Annotated in this window: 23 protein-coding genes; 7 read left to right on the top strand and 16 right to left on the bottom strand. The window is 52.9% G+C overall.

Features of this window, described 5'->3' with window-relative positions; translation table 11 throughout:
* Window positions 1-25 precede the first annotated feature (25 nt).
* The 8 genes from NXS13_RS00830 to aspS form a co-directional block, all read right to left on the bottom strand.
* A complete protein-coding gene (locus NXS13_RS00830) occupies window positions 26-412 on the bottom strand; it encodes an A24 family peptidase (RefSeq protein WP_259076694.1) in 387 nt (128 codons plus the stop codon).
* A 64-nt stretch (window positions 413-476) separates the two neighbouring features.
* Window positions 477-1,289, bottom strand: a complete 813-nt coding sequence (locus tag NXS13_RS00835) for a shikimate dehydrogenase (protein ID WP_259076682.1) — start codon at window positions 1,287-1,289, stop codon at window positions 477-479.
* Between the two features lie 12 nt (window positions 1,290-1,301).
* On the bottom strand, window positions 1,302-2,453 hold the full coding sequence (gene mltG / locus NXS13_RS00840) for an endolytic transglycosylase MltG (RefSeq protein ID WP_259076680.1): 1,152 nt from the start codon (window positions 2,451-2,453) through the stop codon (window positions 1,302-1,304).
* A gap of 89 nt (window positions 2,454-2,542) precedes the next feature.
* Window positions 2,543-3,043: a Holliday junction resolvase RuvX gene (ruvX, locus tag NXS13_RS00845; protein ID WP_259076677.1), complete on the bottom strand. Its 501-nt coding sequence runs from the start codon at window positions 3,041-3,043 to the stop codon at window positions 2,543-2,545.
* A 79-nt stretch (window positions 3,044-3,122) separates the two neighbouring features.
* Entirely contained in the window at window positions 3,123-5,789 is a 2,667-nt protein-coding gene (gene alaS / locus NXS13_RS00850) for an alanine--tRNA ligase (RefSeq protein WP_259289230.1), read from the bottom strand.
* Between the two features lie 62 nt (window positions 5,790-5,851).
* Window positions 5,852-7,177, bottom strand: a complete 1,326-nt coding sequence (locus NXS13_RS00855; protein WP_259076670.1) for a replication-associated recombination protein A — start codon at window positions 7,175-7,177, stop codon at window positions 5,852-5,854.
* 17 nt (window positions 7,178-7,194) lie between these two features.
* On the bottom strand, window positions 7,195-8,439 hold the full coding sequence (locus NXS13_RS00860; RefSeq protein ID WP_259157770.1) for a phosphotransferase: 1,245 nt from the start codon (window positions 8,437-8,439) through the stop codon (window positions 7,195-7,197).
* 93 nt (window positions 8,440-8,532) lie between these two features.
* Window positions 8,533-10,332: an aspartate--tRNA ligase gene (gene aspS / locus NXS13_RS00865; RefSeq protein WP_259076664.1), complete on the bottom strand. Its 1,800-nt coding sequence runs from the start codon at window positions 10,330-10,332 to the stop codon at window positions 8,533-8,535.
* A 290-nt stretch (window positions 10,333-10,622) separates the two neighbouring features.
* Here aspS and NXS13_RS00870 point away from each other — a divergent pair, with 290 nt between their 5' ends.
* Window positions 10,623-11,516: a neutral zinc metallopeptidase gene (locus tag NXS13_RS00870; protein WP_259076661.1), complete on the top strand. Its 894-nt coding sequence runs from the start codon at window positions 10,623-10,625 to the stop codon at window positions 11,514-11,516.
* Here NXS13_RS00870 and NXS13_RS00875 read toward each other — a convergent pair.
* Genes NXS13_RS00875 through NXS13_RS00890 form a run of 4 tightly spaced genes read right to left on the bottom strand, consistent with a single transcriptional unit; the run spans window position 11,513 to window position 13,100 of the window.
* Complete coding sequence (locus NXS13_RS00875) at window positions 11,513-11,917, bottom strand: YhgE/Pip family protein (RefSeq protein ID WP_259076660.1); 405 nt, start codon at window positions 11,915-11,917, stop codon at window positions 11,513-11,515. The genes NXS13_RS00870 and NXS13_RS00875 overlap by 4 nt on opposite strands.
* A gap of 15 nt (window positions 11,918-11,932) precedes the next feature.
* Entirely contained in the window at window positions 11,933-12,391 is a 459-nt protein-coding gene (locus NXS13_RS00880) for a hypothetical protein (RefSeq protein WP_310593315.1), read from the bottom strand.
* A 12-nt stretch (window positions 12,392-12,403) separates the two neighbouring features.
* On the bottom strand, window positions 12,404-12,616 hold the full coding sequence (locus NXS13_RS00885; RefSeq protein WP_259289231.1) for a hypothetical protein: 213 nt from the start codon (window positions 12,614-12,616) through the stop codon (window positions 12,404-12,406).
* Window positions 12,617-12,635: 19 nt separating this feature from the next.
* Complete coding sequence (locus NXS13_RS00890) at window positions 12,636-13,100, bottom strand: hypothetical protein (protein WP_259076655.1); 465 nt, start codon at window positions 13,098-13,100, stop codon at window positions 12,636-12,638.
* Between the two features lie 1,452 nt (window positions 13,101-14,552).
* On the opposite strand from NXS13_RS00890, the gene NXS13_RS00895 reads away from it, so the two are divergent.
* Both NXS13_RS00895 and NXS13_RS00900 read left to right on the top strand, forming a co-directional pair.
* Window positions 14,553-15,272, top strand: a complete 720-nt coding sequence (locus NXS13_RS00895; RefSeq protein ID WP_259076652.1) for a hypothetical protein — start codon at window positions 14,553-14,555, stop codon at window positions 15,270-15,272.
* A 39-nt stretch (window positions 15,273-15,311) separates the two neighbouring features.
* The gene (locus NXS13_RS00900; protein ID WP_259076650.1) at window positions 15,312-16,667 is read left to right on the top strand and encodes an L-serine ammonia-lyase; all 1,356 of its coding nucleotides are present in this window, start codon (window positions 15,312-15,314) and stop codon (window positions 16,665-16,667) included.
* A gap of 28 nt (window positions 16,668-16,695) precedes the next feature.
* On the opposite strand, the gene hisS is transcribed toward NXS13_RS00900, so the two are convergent.
* From hisS to tpx, 3 genes are all read right to left on the bottom strand, one after another.
* A complete protein-coding gene (gene hisS, locus NXS13_RS00905; protein ID WP_259076648.1) occupies window positions 16,696-17,964 on the bottom strand; it encodes a histidine--tRNA ligase in 1,269 nt (422 codons plus the stop codon).
* A 19-nt stretch (window positions 17,965-17,983) separates the two neighbouring features.
* Window positions 17,984-18,622 carry an MBL fold metallo-hydrolase gene (locus NXS13_RS00910; protein WP_259076645.1) on the bottom strand — a complete coding sequence of 213 codons (639 nt, stop codon included), beginning with the start codon at window positions 18,620-18,622 and terminating at the stop codon, window positions 17,984-17,986.
* 64 nt (window positions 18,623-18,686) lie between these two features.
* Window positions 18,687-19,184, bottom strand: coding sequence for a thiol peroxidase (tpx, locus tag NXS13_RS00915; protein ID WP_259076643.1), 498 nt, complete (start codon window positions 19,182-19,184; stop codon window positions 18,687-18,689).
* A 210-nt stretch (window positions 19,185-19,394) separates the two neighbouring features.
* On the opposite strand from tpx, the gene NXS13_RS00920 reads away from it, so the two are divergent.
* The 4 genes from NXS13_RS00920 (at window position 19,395) to NXS13_RS00935 (ending at window position 22,011) form a co-directional block, all read left to right on the top strand.
* The gene (locus tag NXS13_RS00920; protein WP_259076641.1) at window positions 19,395-20,249 is read left to right on the top strand and encodes a peptidylprolyl isomerase; all 855 of its coding nucleotides are present in this window, start codon (window positions 19,395-19,397) and stop codon (window positions 20,247-20,249) included.
* A gap of 212 nt (window positions 20,250-20,461) precedes the next feature.
* On the top strand, window positions 20,462-20,734 hold the full coding sequence (locus NXS13_RS00925; RefSeq protein ID WP_259076639.1) for a hypothetical protein: 273 nt from the start codon (window positions 20,462-20,464) through the stop codon (window positions 20,732-20,734).
* A 217-nt stretch (window positions 20,735-20,951) separates the two neighbouring features.
* Window positions 20,952-21,245, top strand: a complete 294-nt coding sequence (locus tag NXS13_RS00930; RefSeq protein WP_259076636.1) for a hypothetical protein — start codon at window positions 20,952-20,954, stop codon at window positions 21,243-21,245.
* Window positions 21,246-21,483: 238 nt separating this feature from the next.
* A complete protein-coding gene (locus NXS13_RS00935; protein WP_259289232.1) occupies window positions 21,484-22,011 on the top strand; it encodes a hypothetical protein in 528 nt (175 codons plus the stop codon).
* Window positions 22,012-22,066: 55 nt separating this feature from the next.
* Here the strand turns inward: NXS13_RS00935 and NXS13_RS00940 are convergent, their stop codons facing one another.
* Window positions 22,067-24,340, bottom strand: a complete 2,274-nt coding sequence (locus tag NXS13_RS00940) for a bifunctional (p)ppGpp synthetase/guanosine-3',5'-bis(diphosphate) 3'-pyrophosphohydrolase (RefSeq protein ID WP_259076622.1) — start codon at window positions 24,338-24,340, stop codon at window positions 22,067-22,069.
* Window positions 24,341-24,352: the final 12 nt, after the last annotated feature.

The raw sequence follows: 24,352 nt of genomic DNA on the forward strand, positions 1-24,352 counted from the left end.
GCACGAATAAGGGTACTTATGAATTCTACCCCCATATGAAATAGGTGCACACTGTCCCCGCTATCATCGCGGGGCCGTGGGCGATCCGTTGCTTTTTAAGGGCACAAGCTAACGCGATGGTGAAAATCTGCGCGAATATAATGGCCCACAGGACGTGGCTGCCGGCAATGAGACCTAAGGAGGGAGCGAGTTTTACATCACCCAAGCCCATTGCTAATGACTGCCCAGTTATTCGTGCACCTACAGCGATCACCGCATAGAGTCCGGACCAGACAATCGCTGGCCACCACAAATCTGATAGATAAAATGCTGGTACGAGGGCTGGAAGAGTAAGAATATTAGGAAGTCTATGGTAGCGAATATCAAAATAGCTCAGTGCTGCCATCCAAAACCCTGTCACTACGACCATCATGAGCTCTAAGGCTAGATGCCCGAGAGCTCCCTTGTCTTAAGAAACGGGCTTTTCCACAATATTCTCAGTTTTCCATAGAGAGGTGCTGGTTAAACGCGCTTCGCATCTGCTCTCGGGGAGCCGAACGACCAGTGAATATCTCAAACTGCTCATAGGCTTGATGAAGTAGCATCTCGTGGCCGCCGACCGCAGCCAGTCCCCGCGATTGAGCGAGCTGGACAAGGGGCGTGGGCCACGGGTCATAGATCACATCGAGTAGCGAAGTGCGGGCGAGAGCATCTTCATATCCCGCCAAAGCTCTACTGGGAACCGTGGAAATGAGAATATCGGCTCGCGCGGCTAGAGTAGCAAGATCCGCAGAGAAATCGCAGAATGCCAAATCGATCCCGACGGATGCTGCCAGAGAAGAAAACTCGGTAGCGCGGTCACTCCTGTTAACGATGGTGATCTTTTGAACACCAAGCTGGCCTAGTGCAAATACTGCCGGCCGAGCTGTTCCCCCAGCGCCGATAATAAGAGCCTGTCGAAACGGTGAGCGCGCTATTGCCACGAGGGCGCCAGTGATCCCCACACAATCAGTGTTATCGGCACCCCATCCGGTGCCTCTACGGACGAGGGTATTCGCTGATCCAATTACCTCTGCTCGCTCTGATTTGAAGTCAGCGCACTTTAAAGCGGCGAATTTGGCCGGCATGGTTACCGAAAAACCTAAGAAGTCCGGGGCAGCCGATTTTAAGAAATGTGCCAGCTCTCCTTCCTCCACAAGGTGCGCGCTGTAGCTCCAATCGTCCATATCAAGTGCTTGATACCCGGCATTGTGGATCAAGGGCGACAAGGAATGCTTGATAGGGGAACCGAGAACTGCAGCGCGGGGCACGAGATCATCAACCTATCGCTGTGAATCTAGTACGCCATTGGCGAGTGATTGATCGACTGCCTGCAAATGTTCCTCGAAGGTATTGGTAAAGACGGTTGTACCGGACTTGTCTACGGTCACAAAGAAGAGCCACTCGCCTGGTGCGGGGTTCTCCATGGCCTTGATAGCGGTAGTTCCGGCGGCTGCAATAGGAGAATCTGGAAGCCCGTCTTTAGCATAGGTATTCCACGGAGTCACTCGAGCACGGTCCTCCGCAGTTGTAGCTACCTCGACATCGTCGAGGCCGTAGTTGACAGTCGAGTCAAATTCTAGGCGCATGGGTTCTTCCAAACGATTGAGAATAACCCGTGCGACCTTGTCAAAATCACCCTCTGGAGCTTCACGCTCTACTAGAGAGGCTGCGGTTAACAATTCGTAAGGGGTCAATCCGATGGCTCGAGCGCGTGCTTCGATATTGGTATTTTCAAAGGTTTTGGAGGAACGCTTGAGCAGGTCGGCGAGAATTTCCTCGGCGCTAAAATGCGGGTCCACGACGTATTTGCCTGGCACGATCAGCCCCTCCAACCGGCGCGGATCGCTTGACCGTGCGGCCACCTGTGCCCTAGCCCACGTGGGGATATGGAGGTCATCCACATTGGCTGTTGCACCTGCTTGTTGCAGATCGGCGACGGACACGCAATTTGTCGAGCCCTCAAAACAGGTGACCGTAGATATCTGAGAATAAATGCCTGGGCGTTTCTTTCCTCCGACTACATTGACATCCATGAGGGTGGCACCACCTGGTATATCTAGCAGGTCGACTTGTTTGTCGTTATCAAGGAGGGCCCGCACCGCGGCAGCGGCACTCATCCCCTGGCGGAGGCGGTAAACTCCCGGCTGAATATTCCCAGCGGCTGGGTTGTTGGCGGCTGCGGTCTGAAATGCCGGGTCACTTGCAACAATTCCGCGCTCAACCAATTCAGGGCCCTTTTCGGCCATTGATGAGCCTTCTTCAATGACCACTAATTCCACTGCTCCGCTACCTTCGCCTTGAAAATCATAGGGTTTCTGGGTCGCGATACTAGCGCCGATATAGATTATTGCTCCGATAAGAAGCACTACCGAAGCGACGATTACGGCTACAGTACGCTCTCGGCGCTTGACATCATATGATTCGGTATCCATCCAACGTATCCATTTCCTCGGTTGATTCGCAGTGCTCGGCAGCTTAACTAATACTCATTGAATTATCAGACTAGTTGCTTTACCTATAATTATGGCAAATGGCGGTTGATATAGGCGAGTCGCCCATCCAACCACGACTGCAAAATTTCTACCGCTGCCGCTTGGTCGATTATCTTACGCCCCGCCTTCTCGTTGATACCTGATGTTCTTAACGCTTGCTGCGCGACCACAGTACTTAAGCGTTCATCAGCCATGCGTATAGGAATCTCGGGCAATCTCTGGGCGAGCCGCTCTGCAATATCCTGGGCGTGGAGTACACTTTTTGATCCGTGACCACGCAGGTCACGCGGTAAGCCCACGACTACTTCCACGACGTCGTTCTCTTCAACGATATCCACGAGACGATCAATGTCGGCTTTATCGTAGTCGTGGAAGCCAGTTTGTCGTTTTATAGTTTCCAGTGGCATGGCCATGGTGGCGCTGCTTCCCGAGAGCGCTGTACCGATACGCACAGTTCCCACATCTATCCCCAGACGGCGGCCCAATCCGGGATCATTGTGGCCGGGTTGATCGGGTTGCGGTGACTCCATCGTCAGTTGCTTCTCCTTAGATTGATGTTGAAAAAACAGGAGAACGAGCGTAGCTTGTCCTCCTGTTTCACCGTTGATGTTATGCGTGCTTGCGCAATTCGTCCTCGACAGCGTTAAATGCGCTCTCGATGCCATCTCTATTACTGCCAGATCCTTGGGCGAGATCAGGTTTTCCGCCACCGCGGCCATCGATATAGGAACCAATGAGCTTGACCAAGTCGCCAGCCTTAATACCAGCATCAATAGCTGCTGGGGTGACCGCTACCACGAACGGAACTTTATCCTGGTCAGGTGCAAGTAGCACCACCACTCCGGCGCCGTTGATTTTAGAGCGAATATCAGCAGCTAGTGATCGCAGATCCGAAGACTGTGTTCCCGCAGCTACCGTGGTGGTCACTAACTGGAAAGAGGCTATAGTTTGCGCCGTATCAAGTAGGTGACCTGCGCTGGCCATGAGTTGAGCTTGACGTAGATCAGCTATTTTTTTCTCGGCTTCTTTAAGTTTGGCAGCCAGCTGCGCCACTCGATCGGGTACTTCTTCACTCGGCGCTTTCAGCACTGTAGCTAAGCTCGAGACGGTGGCGTTTTGACGCGAGAGGTGGCGGAAAGAGTTCAGGCCCGAATAAGCCTCAATCCGCCGCACGCCAGATCCCACGGAAGATTCGCCGAGAACTGATACTGGGCCAATCTGTGAAGAATGGGATACATGGGTCCCGCCACATAATTCGATGGAAAATGGTCCACCCATTTCCACGACTCGGACTTCATGTCCGTAGTTCTCGCCAAAGAGCGCAAGGGCCCCCATGGACTTCGCTTCTTCAAGAGAAGTCTCAAGAGTGTGCACTTGCCAATCGCTATCGACCGCTTGGTTGGTGATTGCTTCGATTTGGGCTAATTGGCTCGGACTTAGCGCCTCTGTGTAGTTGAAGTCGAAGCGCAAATAACCCGGCTTGTTCATAGATCCCGCCTGTACGGCTGTAGGACCGAGCACCTGACGCAGAGCAGCGTGGATAATATGGGTAGCCGAGTGTGCTTGGCGAGCCATGTGTCGCCACTCTTGATCGACACTTGCGGTTACGGTATCACCGAGACCAAGGCCACCAGCGGTCACAGTTGCGCGATGAATCCATAATTTCTTAGCAATCTTTTGTACGTCGTTAACCTTAAGAATCGTGTCACCATAGCGGATTCGTCCACGGTCACCTAGCTGTCCACCAGCCTCCGCATAAAGCGGGGTGGTATCAAGGATCACCTCAACGACGTCACCTTCATGGACTTCCGAGACCTTCTCGCCCTCTCGCAGCAAGCCAATAACCCTAGAATCAGCTTCGAGATTGTCGTATCCCACGAACTGTGTCGGGTGCTCATCCACCCACTCTCGGTAGATCGACAGATCGGTGTGCCCGTGTTTCTTTGCCTGAGAGTCGGCCTTGGCTCGAGCTCTCTGCTCGTTCATCAACTTATCAAAGCCCTCGGTGTCCACTGTCAGGCCGGCCTCTTGAGCCATTTCCAGGGTCAGATCAATTGGGAAACCATAGGTGTCATGAAGCGCAAAGGCATCGGCGCCGACGATGGTGGACTGTCCGCGATCCTTGACTTTATGTGCGGCATCTTCGAATAATTGGGTACCAGCTTCGAGGGTTTTCAGGAAGGCCTTTTCCTCGGTTATGGCCACCCGCAGAATGCGCTCACGATTGTCAGCAATCTCGGGATAGGACAAGGTCATCGTGTCCATGATGGTATTCATAAATACCTCCATTGTTTGTCCCTTTGCCCCCAAAAGGCGTGCTGACCGGGTGAGGCGGCGCAGCAGTCGACGCAAGATATAACCGCGTCCTTCATTTCCTGGAGTTACGCCATCGAGAATCAGCATCATGGCAGTGCGGGAATGGTCAGCAATCACGCGGAAGCGAATATCGTTGTCGTGATGGGCCCCGTATACGGCTCCTGTCTCACGCTGCGCGACCTCAATAACAGGGCGCAACAGGTCGGTTTCATAGACATTGTCTACGCCTTGGAGAAGGCAAGCAACACGCTCGATGCCCATACCAGTATCGATATTCTTTTTAGGTAGTGGGCCGAGGATTTCAAAATTGTCCTTACCAATTCCGGCACCCCGCTCATTTTGCATAAAAACTAGGTTCCAGATTTCCAAGTAACGGGAGTCATCAGCAATTGGACCCCCGTCCTTGCCGTAGGCCGGACCACGGTCATAATAGATTTCGGAACACGGGCCGCACGGTCCCGGAATTCCCATCGACCAGTAATTGTCGGCCATACCAAGTCGCTGAATTCGCTCTAACGGAATGCCCACCTGATGGTGCCAAATATCTGCTGCTTCATCGTCATCAAGATAAACGGTGACCCACAGTCTTTCCGGGTCAAAGCCGTAACCACCATCCTCCACAGAGTCGGTTAAAAGGGACCACGCGTGCTTAATGGCCCCCTCTTTGAAATATTGCCCGAACGAGAAGTTTCCTGCCATCTGGAAGAACGTATTGTGCCGAGTAGTTATTCCTACTTCCTCGATATCGAGAGTACGCACGCATTTCTGGATTGACGTTGCCGTGCCATTAGCAAAGGGGGGATTTTGCTGCCCCAAAAAGTAGGGTTTAAAGGGCACCATACCTGCATTGACAAAGAGCAGATTGGGGTCATCCAAAATAAGCGAGGCAGAAGGTACGGCCTCGTGACCAGCCTTGACAAAGTGGTTGGTAAAGCGCTCTCGAATCTCGTGAGTTTGCATTCTTCCTCTTTCTTATTTGCGCCCTTGGCTAGGGTGCACACACAAAACCGTTATTCTAGCACCTAGCCTCGAGTTAGTTGCCTTAGCCGCTCAAGTACCCGTTGCAGCCGCTTCTCACCGCCATGGTCAGTGGGACGATAGTATTCAGTCCCGCACAACGGATCAGGCAAATATTGCTGAGCGACCACCGCCAGGTCGCTATCGTGCGGATAGATATACCCTAAAGAATTGCCCATCTCCTTAGCACCGGAATAGTGGCCGTCACGTAAGTGGGCAGGGACAGTTCCAGTTTTACCTTTTCGTATATCATCAATCGCTGCATCGATAGCTCTTAGGGCGGCGTTCGATTTTGGTGCAGTGGCTAGGTAAATTGTGGCCTCCGCCAGCGGTATACGGGCCTCGGGTAAACCAATCAAAGCCGCCGCATCAGCTGCTGCAACCGCAATAGTTAGCGCGTGCGGATCGGCTAGGCCGATGTCCTCTGCAGCATGAATGATCAATCTGCGTGCAATAAACCGAGGGTCCTCCCCCGCCTCGATCATGCGAGCCAAATAATGGATAGCGGCGTCGGGGTCAGAACCGCGAATGGACTTGATAAAGGCGCTTGTCACATCATAGTGTTGGTCCCCATCGCGGTCATAGCGCACCACCGCCCGGTCCATGCTCTTCTCTACGATATCTACGCTTATCTCTCCCCCGTCTGGAACAGCTTCTGCAGCCGCTTCCAAATAGGTAAGAGAGCGTCTAGCATCTCCCGACGCTAGCTGTACCAGTAGCGCTCGAGCATCCTCGCTCAGAGAAATGCGAGAGTTAAGGCCACGCTCGCTGCCGACTGCACGCTGCAGAACATCACCGATATCCTGCTCACTCAAAGGCTGAAGGTGCAGAACGAGAGAGCGGGAGAGTAACGGAGCAACAACGGAAAAGCTGGGATTTTCTGTTGTGGCAGCCACCAAAAGAATATCTCGACGCTCGACCGCAGCAAGCAGGGCATCTTGCTGATTTTTTGAGAATCGATGGACCTCATCAATAAACAGCACAGTTTGCTGACCACTGCGCAGTGCAAACCGAGCTTGTTCGATAACCGCCCGGATCTCCTTGACTCCCGTATCGAGGGCAGAGAGCCCTTGGAAGCTGCGATTGGTTGCCTGCGAAATCAGTGAGGCTATCGTAGTCTTCCCCGTCCCCGGTGGACCATACAAAATGACACTGGCGGCCCCGTCCCCCTCGATCAAACGCCGCAGAGGTCGCCCATCACCTAAAAGATGTTTTTGACCGACCACCTCTTCCAGTGATACTGGCCGCATCCGCGCAGCAAGTGGAGCTTGAGAACTTACACGGAAATAATCACCGCCTTGTGGGGCAGGTGGATGTGTCTCAAAAATCATATACAGAAATCATCTACTTAGACGCTCAGCCGGCTGTTCATCGACGCGGCAAACTGTGCGACGTCTAGGATGCCTTCATCAAGATCTCGGGAGGCAAAACGCCGTAGAGCTTCGAAGGTTTGCTGTAAATCCTTTCTTATCAGCAAGACGTCCTCTTCGAGCTTTTGGGCGTTTTCGTCAAATAATTCATGGGCCCACGGGTCCACAGCCTCATATAGTGCCTGCACCAAACGCTCCGTGTTGGAAGCATCTTCGTTGATCGAGGAGAGTAGTTTAGCCTGCTGCGGGTCGTCGAGATCGATATGGGTCAATGCAATGGAAAAGAATGACCAGCCTACTAAGGCGGTAAGGATGCGCATATTTAAGCGAGCTCGGGAGGCTGTATTGGGCCACAAATTTGCCACCTCGTGCACCCAAGCGTCGATAAAGAGATCTGCCTCCTCGTCACTCATGGCTTGGGCCGAAATGAAGTGGGGGAACCCAGCTATGACAGATGCTACATCGAATGTTACATCTCGGAAGCCAGCCCACTCGTAGTCGAGGAAGTGAAGGCGATTTTTGACCACCAGGATATTGTCGGGGCTTAGATCAAAGGGGGTAAAGGCCCGGTGATTTCCGGAAATCAGGCGCCGTGCCGCGGTAGCAGCGACCCGCTTTACTTCGGGCGGAACTTCTATTCCAGCTGTTTCGACCAGTCTAATCCCGAAAGGGATGGACGCCGAAATTAATTCCTCGCGGTAGTTATTGAGAGCTACAATTTCATCGTTTTGATTTAACATTCTCGATAGCAGGATTCGAAAATCAGGCTCACGGCTGGCGGTAGCTGCATGCATTTGTCCTAAAGCTCGCCCTAGCCCACGCAATAGGGTGTCACGAGACGTTTGACTAGCTACGTTAAGTAGATCAGCGACGGTATCACCATCTCCAGCATCGGAGATGATGAGAATTTTTTGAGTGATATCGTGAGCAAGCAGCACTGGGCCAGGACGTACCGATTCCGGCATGCTGGTGGTGAATTGATAGGACGCTATTTCCCGCATGAGCCGCGATTGGGTCGCAGGATGATCGGCACCGGGAAGATATTTGACTACCAGTGATTTTTGCTGCAGAAATGGCGAGGGTTGCACCCTAGCTCTCAGCACCACAGCGCTACCGGATCCAGCAAGTTCTTCGACCTCCGCAAGTCGCTGTTCTCCGCCATAACGTTGAGAGAGTACTGATTCGGCGACTGCGATGATCTCGCTGTGCTGGGGGGAATTCATGAAACCACACCTTTTTCGAGTCAAATAGGTTTAAAGGGGGCTACCCTTACAACTAATGGTTAGCCCCCTCATCTTAGCGGTGATTGCGAACTCTTAGCTCTTTTTCTCAGCTTTCTTAGGCTGGGGCTTGAAATCCACACCGGTCTCCTTACGCTGCTGCGCGGGAATCGGAGCGGGAGCGTCCGTCAGTGGATCGACTCCGCCCCCTGACTTTGGGAAGGCGATCACATCACGGATCGAATCGAATCCTCCCAGAAGCGATACGATGCGGTCCCAACCAAAGGCGATACCACCATGAGGCGGCGCTCCAAAAGCAAAAGCTTCAAGGAGGAAACCAAATTTCTCGGCTGCTTCCTCTTTACTAATGCCCATCACTTTAAATACCCGCTCCTGGATATCCTTGCGATGAATACGAATGGAGCCGCCCCCAATCTCGTTACCGTTGCACACAATATCGTAGGCATAAGCTAAGGCTTGACCAGGATCGGTGTCAAAGGTGTCGAGACACTCAGGCTTAGGCGAGGTGAATGCGTGGTGCACAGCCGTCCACTGTGAATGGCCCAACGCCACGTCGCCCGAGGCGGTTGCATCAGCCGAGGGCTCAAAGAGCGGAGCATCGACAACCCAGGTGAAGGCCCACTCGCCATCCTTGATGAGATCTAGTTTGCGGGCGATCTCATTACGTGCCGCACCTAGCAGCGCGCGTGAGCTCTTGGTGTCACCTGCAGCAAAGAAAATACAATCGCCGGGTTTAGCACCGACATGGGCGGCAATACCAGCACGTTCCGAATCGGATAGATTTTTCGCGACGGGACCAGCTAGTTCGCCCTGATCATCGATAAGGATATATGCGAGACCGCGGGCGCCGCGCTGCTTGGCCCACTCCTGCCAGGCATCAAGCTGGCGTCGAGGTTGCGAGGCGCCACCTTCCATAACAACGGCACCAACGTACTCGTTTTGAAAGACCCTAAATGGTGTATCTTTGAAGAAATCGGTGCACTCGACCAACTTGATATCGAAGCGAAGATCAGGCTTGTCGGAGCCATAATATTTCATCGCATCTGCGTAGGTCATCCGTGGGATCGGCGTGGAAATCTCGTAGCCAATGAGTTTCCACAGTTCCTTAACAATCTCTTCGGCCAACGCAATAACGTCGTCTTGTTCCACAAAGCTCATCTCAATATCGAGCTGCGTGAACTCAGGCTGGCGGTCGGCGCGGAAATCTTCGTCTCGGTAGCAACGCGCAATTTGGTAGTAGCGCTCCATCCCAGCAACCATGAGCAGCTGCTTGAATAGCTGAGGGGATTGTGGCAGCGCGTACCACGAACCAGGGCGCAAACGTGCCGGCACGAGGAAGTCTCGGGCGCCTTCGGGGGTAGAACGAGTGAGAGTTGGGGTTTCGATCTCGACGAAGTTGTGGTGATCGAGAACCGTACGGGCAGCTTTGTTGGCTGCCGAACGCAGGCGTAACGCTCCCCCTTGTGCTGGTCGACGCAAGTCTAGGTAGCGGTATTTCAGTCGAGTTTCCTCGCCCACTTCGCCGCTCTTACTCGAGTCCTCTACTTGGAAAGGCAGCGGCTCTGCTTCGTTGAGCACCTCGATATCGCTGACGTTGACCTCAATATCGCCACTAGCAAGCTGAGGGTTCTCGGAACCCTCCGGGCGTGGTTCAACAGATCCGGTAATTTTAATGCAGAATTCGCTACGCAAGTGGTGTGCCTTTTCGGCCACGTCACTCTCACGGAAGACCACTTGAGCTAGGCCAGAGGAATCCCGTAGATCTATAAATATCACACCACCGTGATCACGACGACGGGAAACCCAACCAGTGAGGGTTACTGTTTCTCCAGCTAGTTCCTTGCGGAGTTCACCGGCGAGATGAGTGCGCAGCACGTGCACCAAATCCTTTCCATTTCTCTCAATAAGTCAAGAATGCAGACTCTCTTCTAAGCAATTCACCTTACACGCGTTGCACGAAGCTCCCAATATTCATCTCCCAGCTTTACCCATAGATTCTTGACCGTCTTATCTCCGAATTTCAGTCCCTGTGATCTCAACTGCCGCAACCGAGACCGATTACTGAGGCACTCTCTGCTTGCGCAGAAACGTATATGATCAAGAGACTTGTTGTGGACCAGATCAAAACCTGCTCATGCGATGTGATCAGGGTGGAGAGGGAACTAATGACTTTTCGTCATAACCAACGTAAAACTGCCCCCCGAGCTCGTACCGGTGGAGGAACCGGAAAAATCGCCTTGGGCGGAGGGGCAGGAACCATCATCCTTGTGCTGATTGTGTGGGCCCTTGGTGGAAGTCCGCAGGAAATCCTAGGCTTGCTCAACGGCCTTAATAGCCAAGACTCCTCGATGAGCGCGCCGGCGGGTCCGGCCCAATCCCTCGACCATTGCAAGACTGGCGCAGACGCCAACAACTACGTTGATTGCCGTATCGAGTTCACGGCCCTTTCCCTAGATGCTGTGTGGGCACGCGAATTACCACGACAAATTGGAATTAACTACAACAAGCCAGGGCTAGTGATCTTTACCGGCCGCACGCGATCAGCCTGCGGTGTGGCCGGTACCGCAACGGGGCCTTTCTATTGCCCTGGTGATAGGACCGCTTATTTTGATCCGGAATTCTTCCACCAGTTAGAAACACTCGGGGCCCGGAATGCTCCTTTTGCTCAAGAATATATTGTGGCCCATGAATTCGGCCATCATATCCAGCAACTGCAAGGAACACTGGGGCTATCCAACTATAACGATCCCGGCCCAGAGTCGAATGCGGTGCGTATAGAGTTGCAGGCTGATTGCTATGCTGGCATTTGGGCGCATTTTGCCGACAAAGGACCCGATGCTTTTCTGGAACCCGTCACCCGGGAGCAGGTGTTGGATGCACTCGCCGCCGCCCGAAGTGTGGGTGACGATCATATTCAACAACACAGAGGCGGTGAGGTTCGCCCGGACCTTTTCACCCATGGTCGTTCAGATCAGCGCGAAAAGGCCTTTTATGCCGGCTATCGTTCGGGAGAGATGAGCCAGTGCTCCCTCGACGCCATCCTCAATACAACTCGCTAAACGGACATCTCTGGACGGAAATCTCGCATCGTCCACTGCCGACGCCTCTTAGCAGCCAGCATGAATAGGCTCATAAATCCCATACCGATACCTACGAGAACCAGAACAGCTATGACGCCGCGGTGATTAGCGAATATCGAACCGTGATAGATCATCTCCCGCAGAAGATTTACCGAGTAGGACATGGGATCTATGGTATGGAATAAGCGCAGAGAGGTAGGCTGCGTCTCAGGTGGGTGGAGCCCGCCTGAGGAAACCACCTGCAAAGCCATAACTGCAATACACGACACCCGACCAACCGCTGGCCCCAGGAGAGCATTGAAGCCCTGCGTAATGGTGACAAAGCTCAACGAGACCAGGCACATGAATAACCACAAACCCACTTCATGGTGAGCGCGCAACTGTAAGGCACCTGCTTATACTACGAACATCGCTGTAGCCTGCGACAAGCTGATCATCGCTGCTGGAATATAGCTAGCGAGCACCCCGCTGAGCACTCCCGACCCAGAATCGACGGTGCGCCTGCCTAGAAGGCGCAGCAACACGACGATCACAGTGGAACTCTTGAACAACCCCAAAGAAACGAAGATGGGACTCAGTCCTGGACCAAATAGTCCGAGAGAATCCCGCGTTTCTAAGATTGGGACTCGCGTCGATATGCTGGCCGCCGCATTATCGGCACAATGGGGCATCTCATCGCGAGCTTGATGCAATTTCAAAGCTAGTTCGCCACTGCCGGCATCTAAAGTAACTAGCCCACTAGCCAACTGTGCGGCACCCACCGTGAGTTGCTCGGATCCGGCTGCCAACTGGGAGGTGCCGGAGGCAAGTGTGCGAATCCCACGACAAGTTCCGCAGAGCCGCCGTGCAGCAATTTTAGGCCCGACCTAGGCGATTTGCCCCGTGAGTCGCTTGATTGATACCCGATCGATATGCAGCATCAAGGTTGCTGAGCTGATGGTAAATTTCTTTTGCCCCATATTCAGTTGGTGCATCTGAGATATGAGATCCGGTCCCGAGCCTAGGCCACGCGCTCGACTATCGGACACCAGACTATCGGCAGCGTCGACAAGTGCTACTGCTTGGGGAATGCCCGTCAACCGCAACTCGGCACTCTAGTCAGTCAGTGGTACGAGAGCCCTTTTTTTGCGCGGCCACGAGACCAGTAGCGCTGCCGGTAAGTTTTTCTACGCCTTCCGAAAGCTTTTCCGCACCAGCGCCTAGCTGATTGGTGGCAGTTTGTAACTGATTCATACCCGCTGCACGTGCAGCGGCTCCCTCTACCGCGTCCCCTAGCTTCTCGCTAAGTAAGGTGGCACCGTTATCAAGCTCAACAACGCCAGCTTCAGCCCGCCGCATACTCTGTGCAAGCTCCGCGCTACCATCACGGAGTCCGGTAGCCCCCGCTTCCGCTCGAGCATAATCAACATGGAGAGGTGTAGCACCGACACTGGCACGCTCTAAACCTTTATCGATCGTGGAAAATCCCACCACCAATTGGTCGGCGACCTCGGTTCTCAAGTTTTCGCTTATAGTTGCGAGCACTCGTGTCACTACGTGGTTACCGAGGGTGGTTGCAATCAACCCATCAGCATTATCAAAGGCGGCATTAATAATAGCTCGGAGAGGATGGGGACTCGAGGCACTGACAATTGCCTGAGAAAAATCCCGAGGGATCTCCAGCCCAAAGTAGTACGTGCCGCTACCGAACCCCCTCTTTACTTCTGCAGCAGATACAAGATGACAACCAACAGCCTTCCCCTCAATAATTTTTTTAGGGCAACGAGCTCGCCGGCATTGACGTCCTCGCCCTTCACTGTTGCAGGCTGATCGGAGTTGATCAGGGCAACCGGTAATTGGTTGAGCCTACCTATAGGGTCCTAGTAACTCCATACGGAAAGGCCACCAAAAAGAAGCGGAAATAAGACGACACCCAAAATCACCAGCGGCGGCAACGTTCCGCGGCCAAAGCGTCCCAGCTCAGTGCCGATATGGAAAATACTCACAGCTATTTAACTCTCCCACATTCAGCATGCTGGTCCAGGTCTACCTGGTTCTGTGAATCTGGATGGGTCAAATTTAAAAAGATGCACTCTATTCCCGCCGTGTCACTGTTGCAGGAGCTAACGATCACTGGCATTGTAGCGCTGAACGCTCCGAGAATTTCCATACGCTGCTGCCACAGCTTTATACTGCGCAATTGGTCACAACCGTCGACGACCGACAGTCGTGCCTGCGGCCTGGACATTAAAGCCAGCACTATTGTTAGTAGGAATCGCTGATACGGCTCCAAATCTCCTACTATCGTTCTACTGGCTCTCGTATCTGGAATGCAGTCCTCTCCTGTAACACCGCCGGCAAAGCCAAGCGCTGAGACTAAAAACTGATAATATGCGAGATCGTCGATGCTGTTGGGTGTGCGGCGATACCATGGCAGCTGCCAAGCCGCCTGCTCTCGCACCACACTGCGAACTGTCAAACTCAAGGACCCCCGCAAGTCCAATAGCAGAAAAGCGTTCCTGGAGTGAGCGTGAATATTGGAGAAAAAATAACACCTCTTTTGGATTTCATGCGCCCAGCAAAAGTGAAGGAAAGGAGAGTTGATGCTCGTTTACGCGCTGTATAGGGGAATGTTGGCCCTCGATCCGGAACGCTAAAACCCGGGTACTCGTGTCCCGATTAGACTCTCAGCCTTCGGACAATCAAAAGCTCACCCACTGTTTCTTCGACCTCTTCTGAAGCCTCACTTCTTGACATATCAGCCACTAAGCCGCTGGTGTTGGGGTAATAAATTTGATCCCTCTAGCTAGTTTAATCCGATATTGCCGCACTGAAACCCACAAGGTCTGACCGCGTCTATAACCGGGACGGTAAGCAAACCATGCGCCCATAATTTTTCCAATCTCCGCCCTTCCACTTATTCTCTTTATTCTCTGTGACTTGAGCTGTTCCACCCGCATCCGTAATGACGCCACCCGTTTCACCTATCGAACAATTTTCGACCCTTGCGGCAGTATTTTTAGTTACAGTCAAGATATGGATTCCGCGACGACCGACTCCCACGTCCACCGTGCTTGGCCCTTCCTAGCAGCTTTCAATGATATCGAAAGCCTTTTGCGCGGTGAATTACAAGCCCCTCACCACGAAAGTTTTCGGCAACTTGTCTATGGTGCTGTTAAAGACAAATTACTAAGTAAAGATCAAGCTCAGATGCTGATCGATTTTGCCGAGCTTCGTAACGCCCTTGCGCACGGTGCCTATGATGAAGACTTCGAACCGATTGCCGAGCCCAATGAGAAAACGGTGCGCCAAATCGTCGCGCTACGGAAAATGCTACACACGACGCCTCCGGTAATGCAGGTGCTGCCCCCACAAAAGGTCCGCATCTTCAAACCACATCATCCTATTGTCCAGCTGCTGAGTTCTCGTGTGAACAAGTACCCGATCTACAAAGGAGATATATTCCAGAGATTATTGATTCCCGCCGATATCATCGACTATTTGCGCGACAGTTCTTCGCAATGGACAATCCCTGAAACGCTGCGAGTTGAGGACATAATAGCCCAGTCAGCCAAGCACCGACCTGTAGTTTTTCTTGATCAACTCGCTACGGTCCCCGAGGTTATCACAGCACTGAATACAATCGGTGAGTCCGAACGTCCGCAGGCGGTCATCATCACAGCTCATGGGCGGCGCGATGAGAAAGCGATACGTCTGATAACAGCAAGCGAAGCAATCCGCCTAGCGCAGAGCTAACGGTGCTCCTTTCCGTGCCATTTATTACGATCGCCAATTATGACTATCAGCGTGAAGGATCTTTTCAGTATCGGGATTGGCCCGTCATCGTCCCATACTGTCGGACCCATGCGGGCCGCTAAAATCTTTGCCGAAACCGCCGCCCTGCAACCTGGCGATCATGTGACGATCACTCTGTATGGCTCGCTTGCGGCTACCGGGAAGGGTCACGGGACCGACCGTGCCATACTTTTAGGTCTAGCAGGCTATGCCCCGGAAACTATATCCCCTCATACAACACCGGTATATGGAACCGCTATTCCTGTAGACGGTAAGATCGCTGAAATCACGTATCACCTAGAGTTCTCACCCGTACCCCTCGCCGAACACCCCAACGCACTCACCTTCGCAACTGATGCGATCAGCCGTAGATATTTCTCGGTAGGTGGCGGCTTTGTTGTCAGCGCAGATGACCTCGGGATATCTCAGCGTTTAGCTAACACCGCCAGCTCCGCGAGCTCCCGAGAGCCTCATCCCTTTCATTCCGCACACGAGCTATTAAAACTGACACGGAGTATCCGGCTCCCGATTCCGGACATTATCGTAGCCAACGAAAGCGCTATCGATAACTCAGGCCTCGACGTCTGTGCCTATCTTGACCTGGTATGGCAACATATGCAAGAGTGCGTCCGCTCGGGTCTGACAACACGCGGGGTACTGCCAGGTGGATTGCATATTGCGCGCCGGGCGCCCGATCTTTATGCGCGTCTCACCACCCTTGAGGACGCAGAGCACCAGGATATTTTAGCGGGTATGGAATGGCTCAACGTCTACGCTTTAGCTGTCAATGAGGAAAACGCAGTGGGCGGAAGAGTTGTGACTGCGCCCACCAACGGTGCCGCGGGTATCATCCCAGCAGTCATGCACTATATAAGAGATTTTCGGAAGCCGAGCAACCCCATGTGGCACCGCGACTTCCTCCTGACCACAGGAGCTATAGGGATAATAATCAAGAAAAATGCCTCCATTTCCGGGGCCGAGGTTGGCTGCCAGGGAGAGGTTGGTTCTGCGGCTGCTATGGCGAGTGCCGGATTGGCCCAAGTTTTGGGCGCAAGCCCTTCACATATCGAAAATGCTGCCGAAATCGCACTTGAACATAATTTAGGTTTGACGTGCGATCCGGTAGGCGGCCTTGTACAAATCCCCTGTATCGAAAGAAATGCAATTGCAGCTGTTAAGGCTGTCAATGCGGCGCGTCTGGCCCTGCTCGGCAGTGGTCTGCACCGAGTTTCACTCGACGATGTCATCCAAACAATGGCCGAAACCGGCCGCGATATGATGAGCAAATATAAAGAAACCTCCACGGGTGGTCTCGCAGTCACCCTAGGTTTGCCGGTCTCTCTAACCGAATGTTAGACAGCGGCTGCGCCAGAGGGCTGATCCTTTATATATCGAGCACGTATTCAATCACCTTATTGCGGGCAACCTCGATCTGTTCGTGAGTTTTGAGGTTCTTCACGCTCACCACCCCGGCTGCCAGCTCGGAATCGCCAATCACCACAGCGATCCGCGCCCCCGCACGATCTGCGCCCTTCATGGCCCCTTTCAGCCCGCGATCGCCGTAGGCCATATCCGCACTAATCCCCGCGGCACGCAGCTCATCGATAATTTTCACCATAGCGCTTTTCGCTTCGCCGCCTAAGGCGATGCCATATACTTCAACTTTACTATTATCGGTGAGGCTTCGGTTTTCCGCATCGAGCGCCAGCAGAGCTCTGTCAATTCCGAGACCGAAACCGATTCCGGAGAGGTCTTGACCTCCTAATTGTGACATCAGGCCATCATAGCGGCCCCCGCCCCCGATTCCGGACTGCGCACCCAGACCGTCGTGGACGAATTCAAAACAGGTCTTGGTATAATAGTCTAAGCCGCGCACCATACGAGGATTGATTTCATAGTGCACCTCCAGGTCGTCGAGATGCCCCGTTAGTTTTTCGAAGTGGGCTTGGCTCTCGGCAGACAGATAATCTAGCATCAGCGGAGCGTTATGAGTCATCTCTTGGACCTCTGCACGCTTATCATCTAAGACTCGCAGCGGATTTAATGCAGCACGGCGACGAGTTTCCTCATCGAGCGGTAAAGTGAACAAGAATTCTTGCAGCTTTTCACGGTATTGTGGTCGGCAATGGCGGTCACCCAAACTTGTCAACTCGAGGCGGTAGCCTGTGAGCCCGATGCTTCGGAAGCATCGATCAGCTAGCGCAATGACTTCGGCATCAAGGGCGGGATCGTCCACTCCAATAGCCTCAACGCCCATTTGTTGCAACTGCCTGTAGCGTCCGGCTTGCGGGCGCTCATAGCGGAAAAATGGCCCCTGATAGCAAAGTTTAACGGGAAGCTGTCCGCGATCCAGGTTATGCTCGATTACCGCGCGCATGACACCCGCCGTGCCCTCAGGGCGCAGGGTCACAGAGCGGTTTCCACGATCCGCGAAGGTATACATCTCCTTGGAGACCACATCCGTTGATTCCCCTACACCGCGGGCGAAAAGTGAAGTTTCTTCAAAGATTGGCAACTCGATATGCTCAAATCCGGCGCGGTGGGCGTGGTTGAGAAATGTATCACGAACTGCTAAGAATTCACGCGATCGTGGGGGAATATAATCGGGGACGCCCTTAGGGGCGGAGATTTTGGAGAGCTTCTTTTCAGACACGAATTTCAACCTTAGTGAGTTATGCGAATTTAGCAAGAAATGGATTTGAGCGTTTTTCTTCACGTATCGTGGTCAAAGCCCCGTGTCCGGGAAGCACATCGAGGGTATCGTCCAGGGCCATCACTTCCTCCCTCAATGACTTCTCCATATCTGCTGGGGAAGAAGTAGGTAGATCAGTGCGTCCAATGGTTCCTTGGAACAGCACATCTCCAGTAAAGACGACCTTTTTTCCAACCAGAAGTATGGATCCGGCTGTGTGCCCAGGCGCGTGACGAACACTCAGCACCTCCTCTCCGACATTCAAGGTATCTAAATGTCGGAGAGCCTGTAGATTTTTTACTTGAGGCATGTGGTGGGCTCGAAATAGCACGCGCGATTCGTCGCTGAGGCCGGCCCCACCGTCAAGCATAAAAGCGTCGTCAGGGTGAATATAGACCGGTATATTAAAGCGATTCCCCAGTTCGGCGGCGCTGCGAGTGTGATCGAGGTGCCCATGAGTGAGCACGATACGCTCGGGATCTACTCGCTCAGTGCGACAGTGAGCTACTACTTTATCGATGGCATGCATACCTGGGTCGATAATTGTTGCCCGCCCCTCATACGTCAGAATATAGCAATTCGTTTGGTAGGGGCCCGTGGGGAATCCGAATATCTTCATGCCAACCACATTAAAGCACCTGGAGGGCGGGCTCCAAGAAGTTTTGGGATACGAACTCTAACTTTTAGCCCAGCACCGCAAGTGCCGCATCATAACTAGGCTCTTGCGCGATTTCTTCGACAAGCTCCACGTGGCGGACGATACCACTCTCATCAACCACGATGACCGCCCGGGCGAGCAAACCAGCGAGTGGAGAGCCAGCAAGAAGAACTCCCATATTTTTTCCGAAACTGGAGCGGAAACTCGAAACAGTTTCGACCTTGTTAATGCCCTCTGCCCCGCAGAATCGAGATTGCGCGAAGGGAAGATCTGCCGAGATACAGAGGATGACTGTATTGTCCAGTTGCGAGGCTTTTTCATTGAAGACTCGAACCGATTGGGCACATACCCCCGTATCTACCGAGGGGAATATATTAAGTATAAGACGCTTGCCTTCAAAATCGGCATTCGTTACTTCGCTTAGGTCTCCTTTAACGAGCGCGAATGATGGTAGTTTGTCGCCGACCACCGGGAGGTCTCCGACTAGTGGAACTTCGTTTCCGTGGAAATGTGTAGTACTCATAGTCTTCAAGAGTAGCGCCACTTCACCGACTTCACCGTCGATAGGCTAAAGTCGTTGAACGGGGACGATATCGAATCAGTCCGTGGGCTTTTCCCTTGATCGTCTGATGAACTCTGTTCCCGCTTCACTCCCACCTTGGCAGTTGATGACCGACGGGGTGGGGGGCAGCCTGCTCCATCACTAGCATACGTCGAAGATTAAGGAATTTTGGTGAGCGATAACAAACAACGTCGTGAAGAAGCACTACGCGATTTGGAGAAGGAGATTGCTTCGCGGGATCGAGCCGAGCGCCTTAAACCACTGGGATTGATTCTCACTGCAGCTTTAGCAATTGTGGTTATCATAGGCGGCGTTGTTCTCGCAGTGAAGTACACCGGTGATGACGCCAGCAATTCAGCGGCGGAGTCAATCGATCAAGAGGACTCTTTTGCAGCCGAACCTCTGACTCTAGCCCGCGCTGAGTCTCTGCAGGATACGGTAAGTTGCGACTACGCTGAGTCTGGTACTGCTGCAAAGAAGGTGAGCTTGCCAGATACATCCAATATCCAGGCAACTGGCACAGTATCTGCAACAATGACTACGAATAGCGGCGAGATCAATCTCGACCTCGATCGCTCGGTTTCCCCCTGCACGGTTAATGCCTTCACGCACTTAGCTTCAGAGGGTTATTTCAACGACACCGTCTGTCACCGTCTGACTACGTCTGAAGGCCTGAAAGTACTGCAGTGCGGTGACCCCACCGGAACTGGCACTGGTGGGCCTGGCTTTAGTTTCGCCAACGAGTACCCCACCGACGAAGCGTCTGAGGATGCGGCAACTTTACCGGTGATCTATCCCCGCGGCACCATCGCAATGGCTAATTCAGGCCCTGATACCAATGGCTCGCAATTCTTCCTTAACTACGGCGATTCCACCCTCCCTCCCCAATACACCTACTTTGGCAAGATCGATGAAGCTGGTCTTAAGACCTTAGATGCTATCGCCAAGGAAGGTGTCGACGGCGACGCGATGGACGGTGCACCAGCCAAAGAAGTCAAGATTTCTAAGGTAACCGTGGGCTCTTAGATCTTCCGGGCCACCTACCCAGCGAAAATACCCGATGCTCGAGAATGACCTCTGGCATCGGGTATTTCCATATGCACAGGCTACGATCTTGGCTAGGGCCCTTGAAAAAACTGAAGAACTTCCCTATCTTGGTCACTGTAGGCGTATCTGGAATATTGACATCTTCAACGCCAGATTCACTTCACTTACTCTCATCTCGAAAGAAGGCTTTTATGAAGCGCTTTTCCCGTTCCACTGTTGCTGCCCTGGCTCTGTCTGCAGCCATGATTGGTGGCGCGACTACCCCCGCTATCGCCGCTGAGGCCCCGAAGGATGACTCCTTCTTTGCTGGACTCGCCTTTATGTCCTCGGAAACCGATGCCAACGGCAATACCATCCCCAGCCCTGACAAGGTCAAGGATTTTATCAAAATGATCAGTGATATCCTGCGCACCCTGGAATCTCTCACCAGCCTCGCCGGCAAAGCAAATAACCTATTTGGTTAATGCGGGTTATCGCAAATGCGGTGACAGTTGCCCTTGAATGGGGGCAAGTTAAAAACACTCGAAGGGCGAAGTTAGAAATTGACACAAGTTGTGAGACAATTACTGTCACAAGCGAGAGGAAAATTTCTTCCGCCCGGCTTCATTCTTAGCATTGCTTTCACTCATGCTAAGATCAAAGCACTCAACACAGATCTACCCTCTTAATAAAAGGATAAGTATGAAAATTATTCGCACCGCCGTGGCTTCCATTGCCACCGCTGCTCTGTTGACCACTGGAACCGCCGCTGTTTCCCAGGCTGCGACCACTACTTCAACCTCCACTGCCCCTGATTCACCTAAGCCAACCGGTGAGCGCTCATCCTCCGAGGACCTTCAGGCTGGTTCCCAGGATGCAAACGGCAATATCTCCGCCAAGAAGATTGGTGAATGGATCGGGGTTATCACCAGCGTCATCAGCGTTTTGGGTGCCCTGCTAGGCTTCCTCGCTAAGGCTCAGAAGCAACTTTTCTAATTCGGTAACTACAGTAACGCCGTAGCTACGTACAGTTATTTTGACGAGTGGAATCTCTTTGCAGAGAATCCACTCGTCTCCTTGTTTCTACGTTTGCTAATGTCTTTAGCAGACCATCAGCTCTATCAACTGATGTGATTCACGGCCGTCACTTTTACCGCCTTGGTTCTGAGACGGAACTGGGACGGCTGACGCAGGAAACATCATATACGCTCCACAAGAAAGCTCAGAAACAATCATGAAAAAGTTAAAGCGGAACCTAGCCACAACCATCGCTTTGAGTATTGCGCTCAGCACCACCGTCTCGCCAGTCACCGCAGCAGAACCTCCTGCTGTACCGACGACTAGCGCGCCGATGGCTTCTCCAGTGGAGACGTCCGTACAAATACCCGTAACCACCACTCCCTCCGCAAGTGCGTCAGAGACCACCAGTGAGGTCCCACTCCCGGAGAAAACCTCCACAACTAAAGCCCCTTCTCCTACCATCGAACCTAAGCCTGAGAAACCGAGTAAAGAGGGCTCCAGCTTCAAAAACGTCCTCTTGGCTCTCATCAATGCCATCACTGGAGGTAATCTCTCCAATCTTCTCGGGCTGGGAGGAGATGCTAATAAGGGTGGCACTAATAACGAAGCAACAGAGGATAAAGAGCCCCAAACCGACCTGGAAAAAGCCACCGCTTGGATCGGTATAGCGGCCACCATCTTTAGCGCTCTCGGGGCACTTTTTGGCCTGGTTGCTAAAGCTCGAGAATTATTGAAGATTTAAGCTAACAGCAAGGAACTGCACCTACCCGCACGAGGGAGGTGCAGTTAAATTATGTTCACAGCACTCGGTAGACATCGAAAACGCCCTCAATGTTTCGAAGTTGCACCATGAGCGCTCCCAGTTGCTTTTTATCAGATACCGTAAATTTAAAGCGCACTGTCGCGATATGATCATCGGCTGCTGTTGAACTCATCGACAGGACAACAACCTTCTGCTCACTAACTACCTTGGTAATTTCCATTAAGAGGCCGGTGCGATCGAGCGCCTGCAGCTCGAGATCCGCCTGAAATACCCCTCCGCTACCTTCGTGTGCCCATGACACTTCTTTTAGGCGCTCTGGTTCTTTACGCAGTTGAGGCGCATTGCGACAATCTGCTCGATGGACACTGACTCCCCCACCGCGGGTAACATAACCAAAAATCTCGTCCCCTGGTACCGGCGTGCAGCACTGTGCGAGTTTAGCCATAACATCAGGAACATCTTCAACGAGGACACCAGCCTCGGAGGTTGCGGGAACTCGACTCGATACCAGCTCGCTAAAGGGTGTGCGTGAAACGAGATCATCCTCGGCGTCGTCGAGATCACCAAATTTAGCTATTAGTCTCTTTGTTACATGAGCTGCCGACACCGTACCTGCACCGATTGCGGTATAGAGCGCATCTACATCGTTATAGTGCAGTTCCCGAGACACTGCCTTCATTGATTCCGCGGTGAAAAGACGGTGTAGCGGTAAACCCCCGCGCTGAATTTCGGCGGCGAGCGCGTCACGTCCGGCATCGAGGTACTCCTCGCGGCGCTCTTTAGCAAACCACTGTCGAATTTTTGCCTTTGCGCGAGGGCTGACTACAAAATCCTGCCAATCTCGAGAGGGGCCGGCCTGGCTATCTTTGGAGGTGAAGATCTCCACTCGGTCGCCGCTGTCCAAGGTGGATTCTAGAGCAACGAGCTTGCCATTGATCTTAGCCCCGATACAGCGGTGCCCCACCTCTGTGTGGACCGCATAGGCAAAGTCAACGGGGGTTGACTTAACTGGAAGACTGATGACATCACCGTGGGGTGTGAATACAAATATTTGCTTAGCGGTGAGATCAAAGCGGAGGGAGTCTAAGAATTCATTGGGATCGGCTGCCTCTCGTTGCCAGTCGAGTAATTGGCGCATCCAGGACATCTGATCGACCTCGGATTCGCCACCCTTCTGCGAACCTTTAGTTTCCTTATAGCGCCAGTGAGCTGCAATACCGTATTCAGCATTGAAGTGCATCTCCCGGGTCCTGATCTGAATCTCGAGTGGTTTGCCACCCTCGCCCATCACCGTAGTGTGGAGGGATTGATAGACTCCAAATTTTGGACTTGAAATATAGTCCTTGAATCGCCCTGGCATGGCCGCGAAGAGGGAGTGCGCTACGCCCACCGCGGCGTAGCAGTTATGCACCGTGTCGGTGAGGATGCGAATTCCAACCAGGTCAAAGATCTCGTCGAATTCTTTGCCGCGAATGATCATCTTTTGGTAGATAGACCAGTAATGTTTCGGCCGACCCATCACTTCGGCTTCGATATTAGCCTCTTTGAGCCCTTGATGAAGTTGATCAATAATCTCGGTTAAGTATCGGTCCCGTGAGGGGGCCCGGTCGGCAACTAATCGGACCACTTCCTCATACTTCTTGGGATAGAGGATAGCGAAAGCCAAATCCTCCAACTCCCACTTCACGCTCGCCATGCCAAGACGGTGTGCCAAAGGTGCGATCACTTCGAGTGTTTCGCGGGCCTTCTTTGCCTGCTTTTCTGGCGGTAAGAAGCGCATAGTACGCATATTATGAAGCCGGTCGGCTACCTTAATAACGACCACTCGCGGATCTTGGGCCATTGCGACGATCATCTTTCGTATCGTCTCAGCCTCGGCCGCCGCTCCCAATGCGACTTTATCGAGCTTGGTGACGCCATCGACTAACCTAGCTACTTCTTCGCCAAATTCCATCGATAGATCGTGGATTGTATAGTCTTCGCAATCTTCGACGGTGTCGTGGAGGAGGGCTGCAATAAGCGTGGTGGTGTCCATACCAATTTCGGCAGCGATCGTGGCCACCGCTAACGGATGGGTGATATAAGGCTCCCCCGACTTTCGCAGAACACCAGCATGGAGTTTTTCTGCGGTGTCATAGGCGCGCGAGAGAGTCGCTATGTCGGCCTTCGGATGAAATTGCCGGTGAATACTCAAAAGTGGATCTAATACAGGATTTACTTTTACGCGGTTGCTGGTTAAGCTCCGCGCCAAGCGAGCTGACATGCTGCGCACAGTAGATGGCTGTTTATTAGTACTGCGTTGACTCATCTCATCTCAGCT

It is taken from the genome of Corynebacterium sp. ES2730-CONJ (assembly GCF_024834055.1).
Lineage (GTDB): Bacteria > Actinomycetota > Actinomycetes > Mycobacteriales > Mycobacteriaceae > Corynebacterium.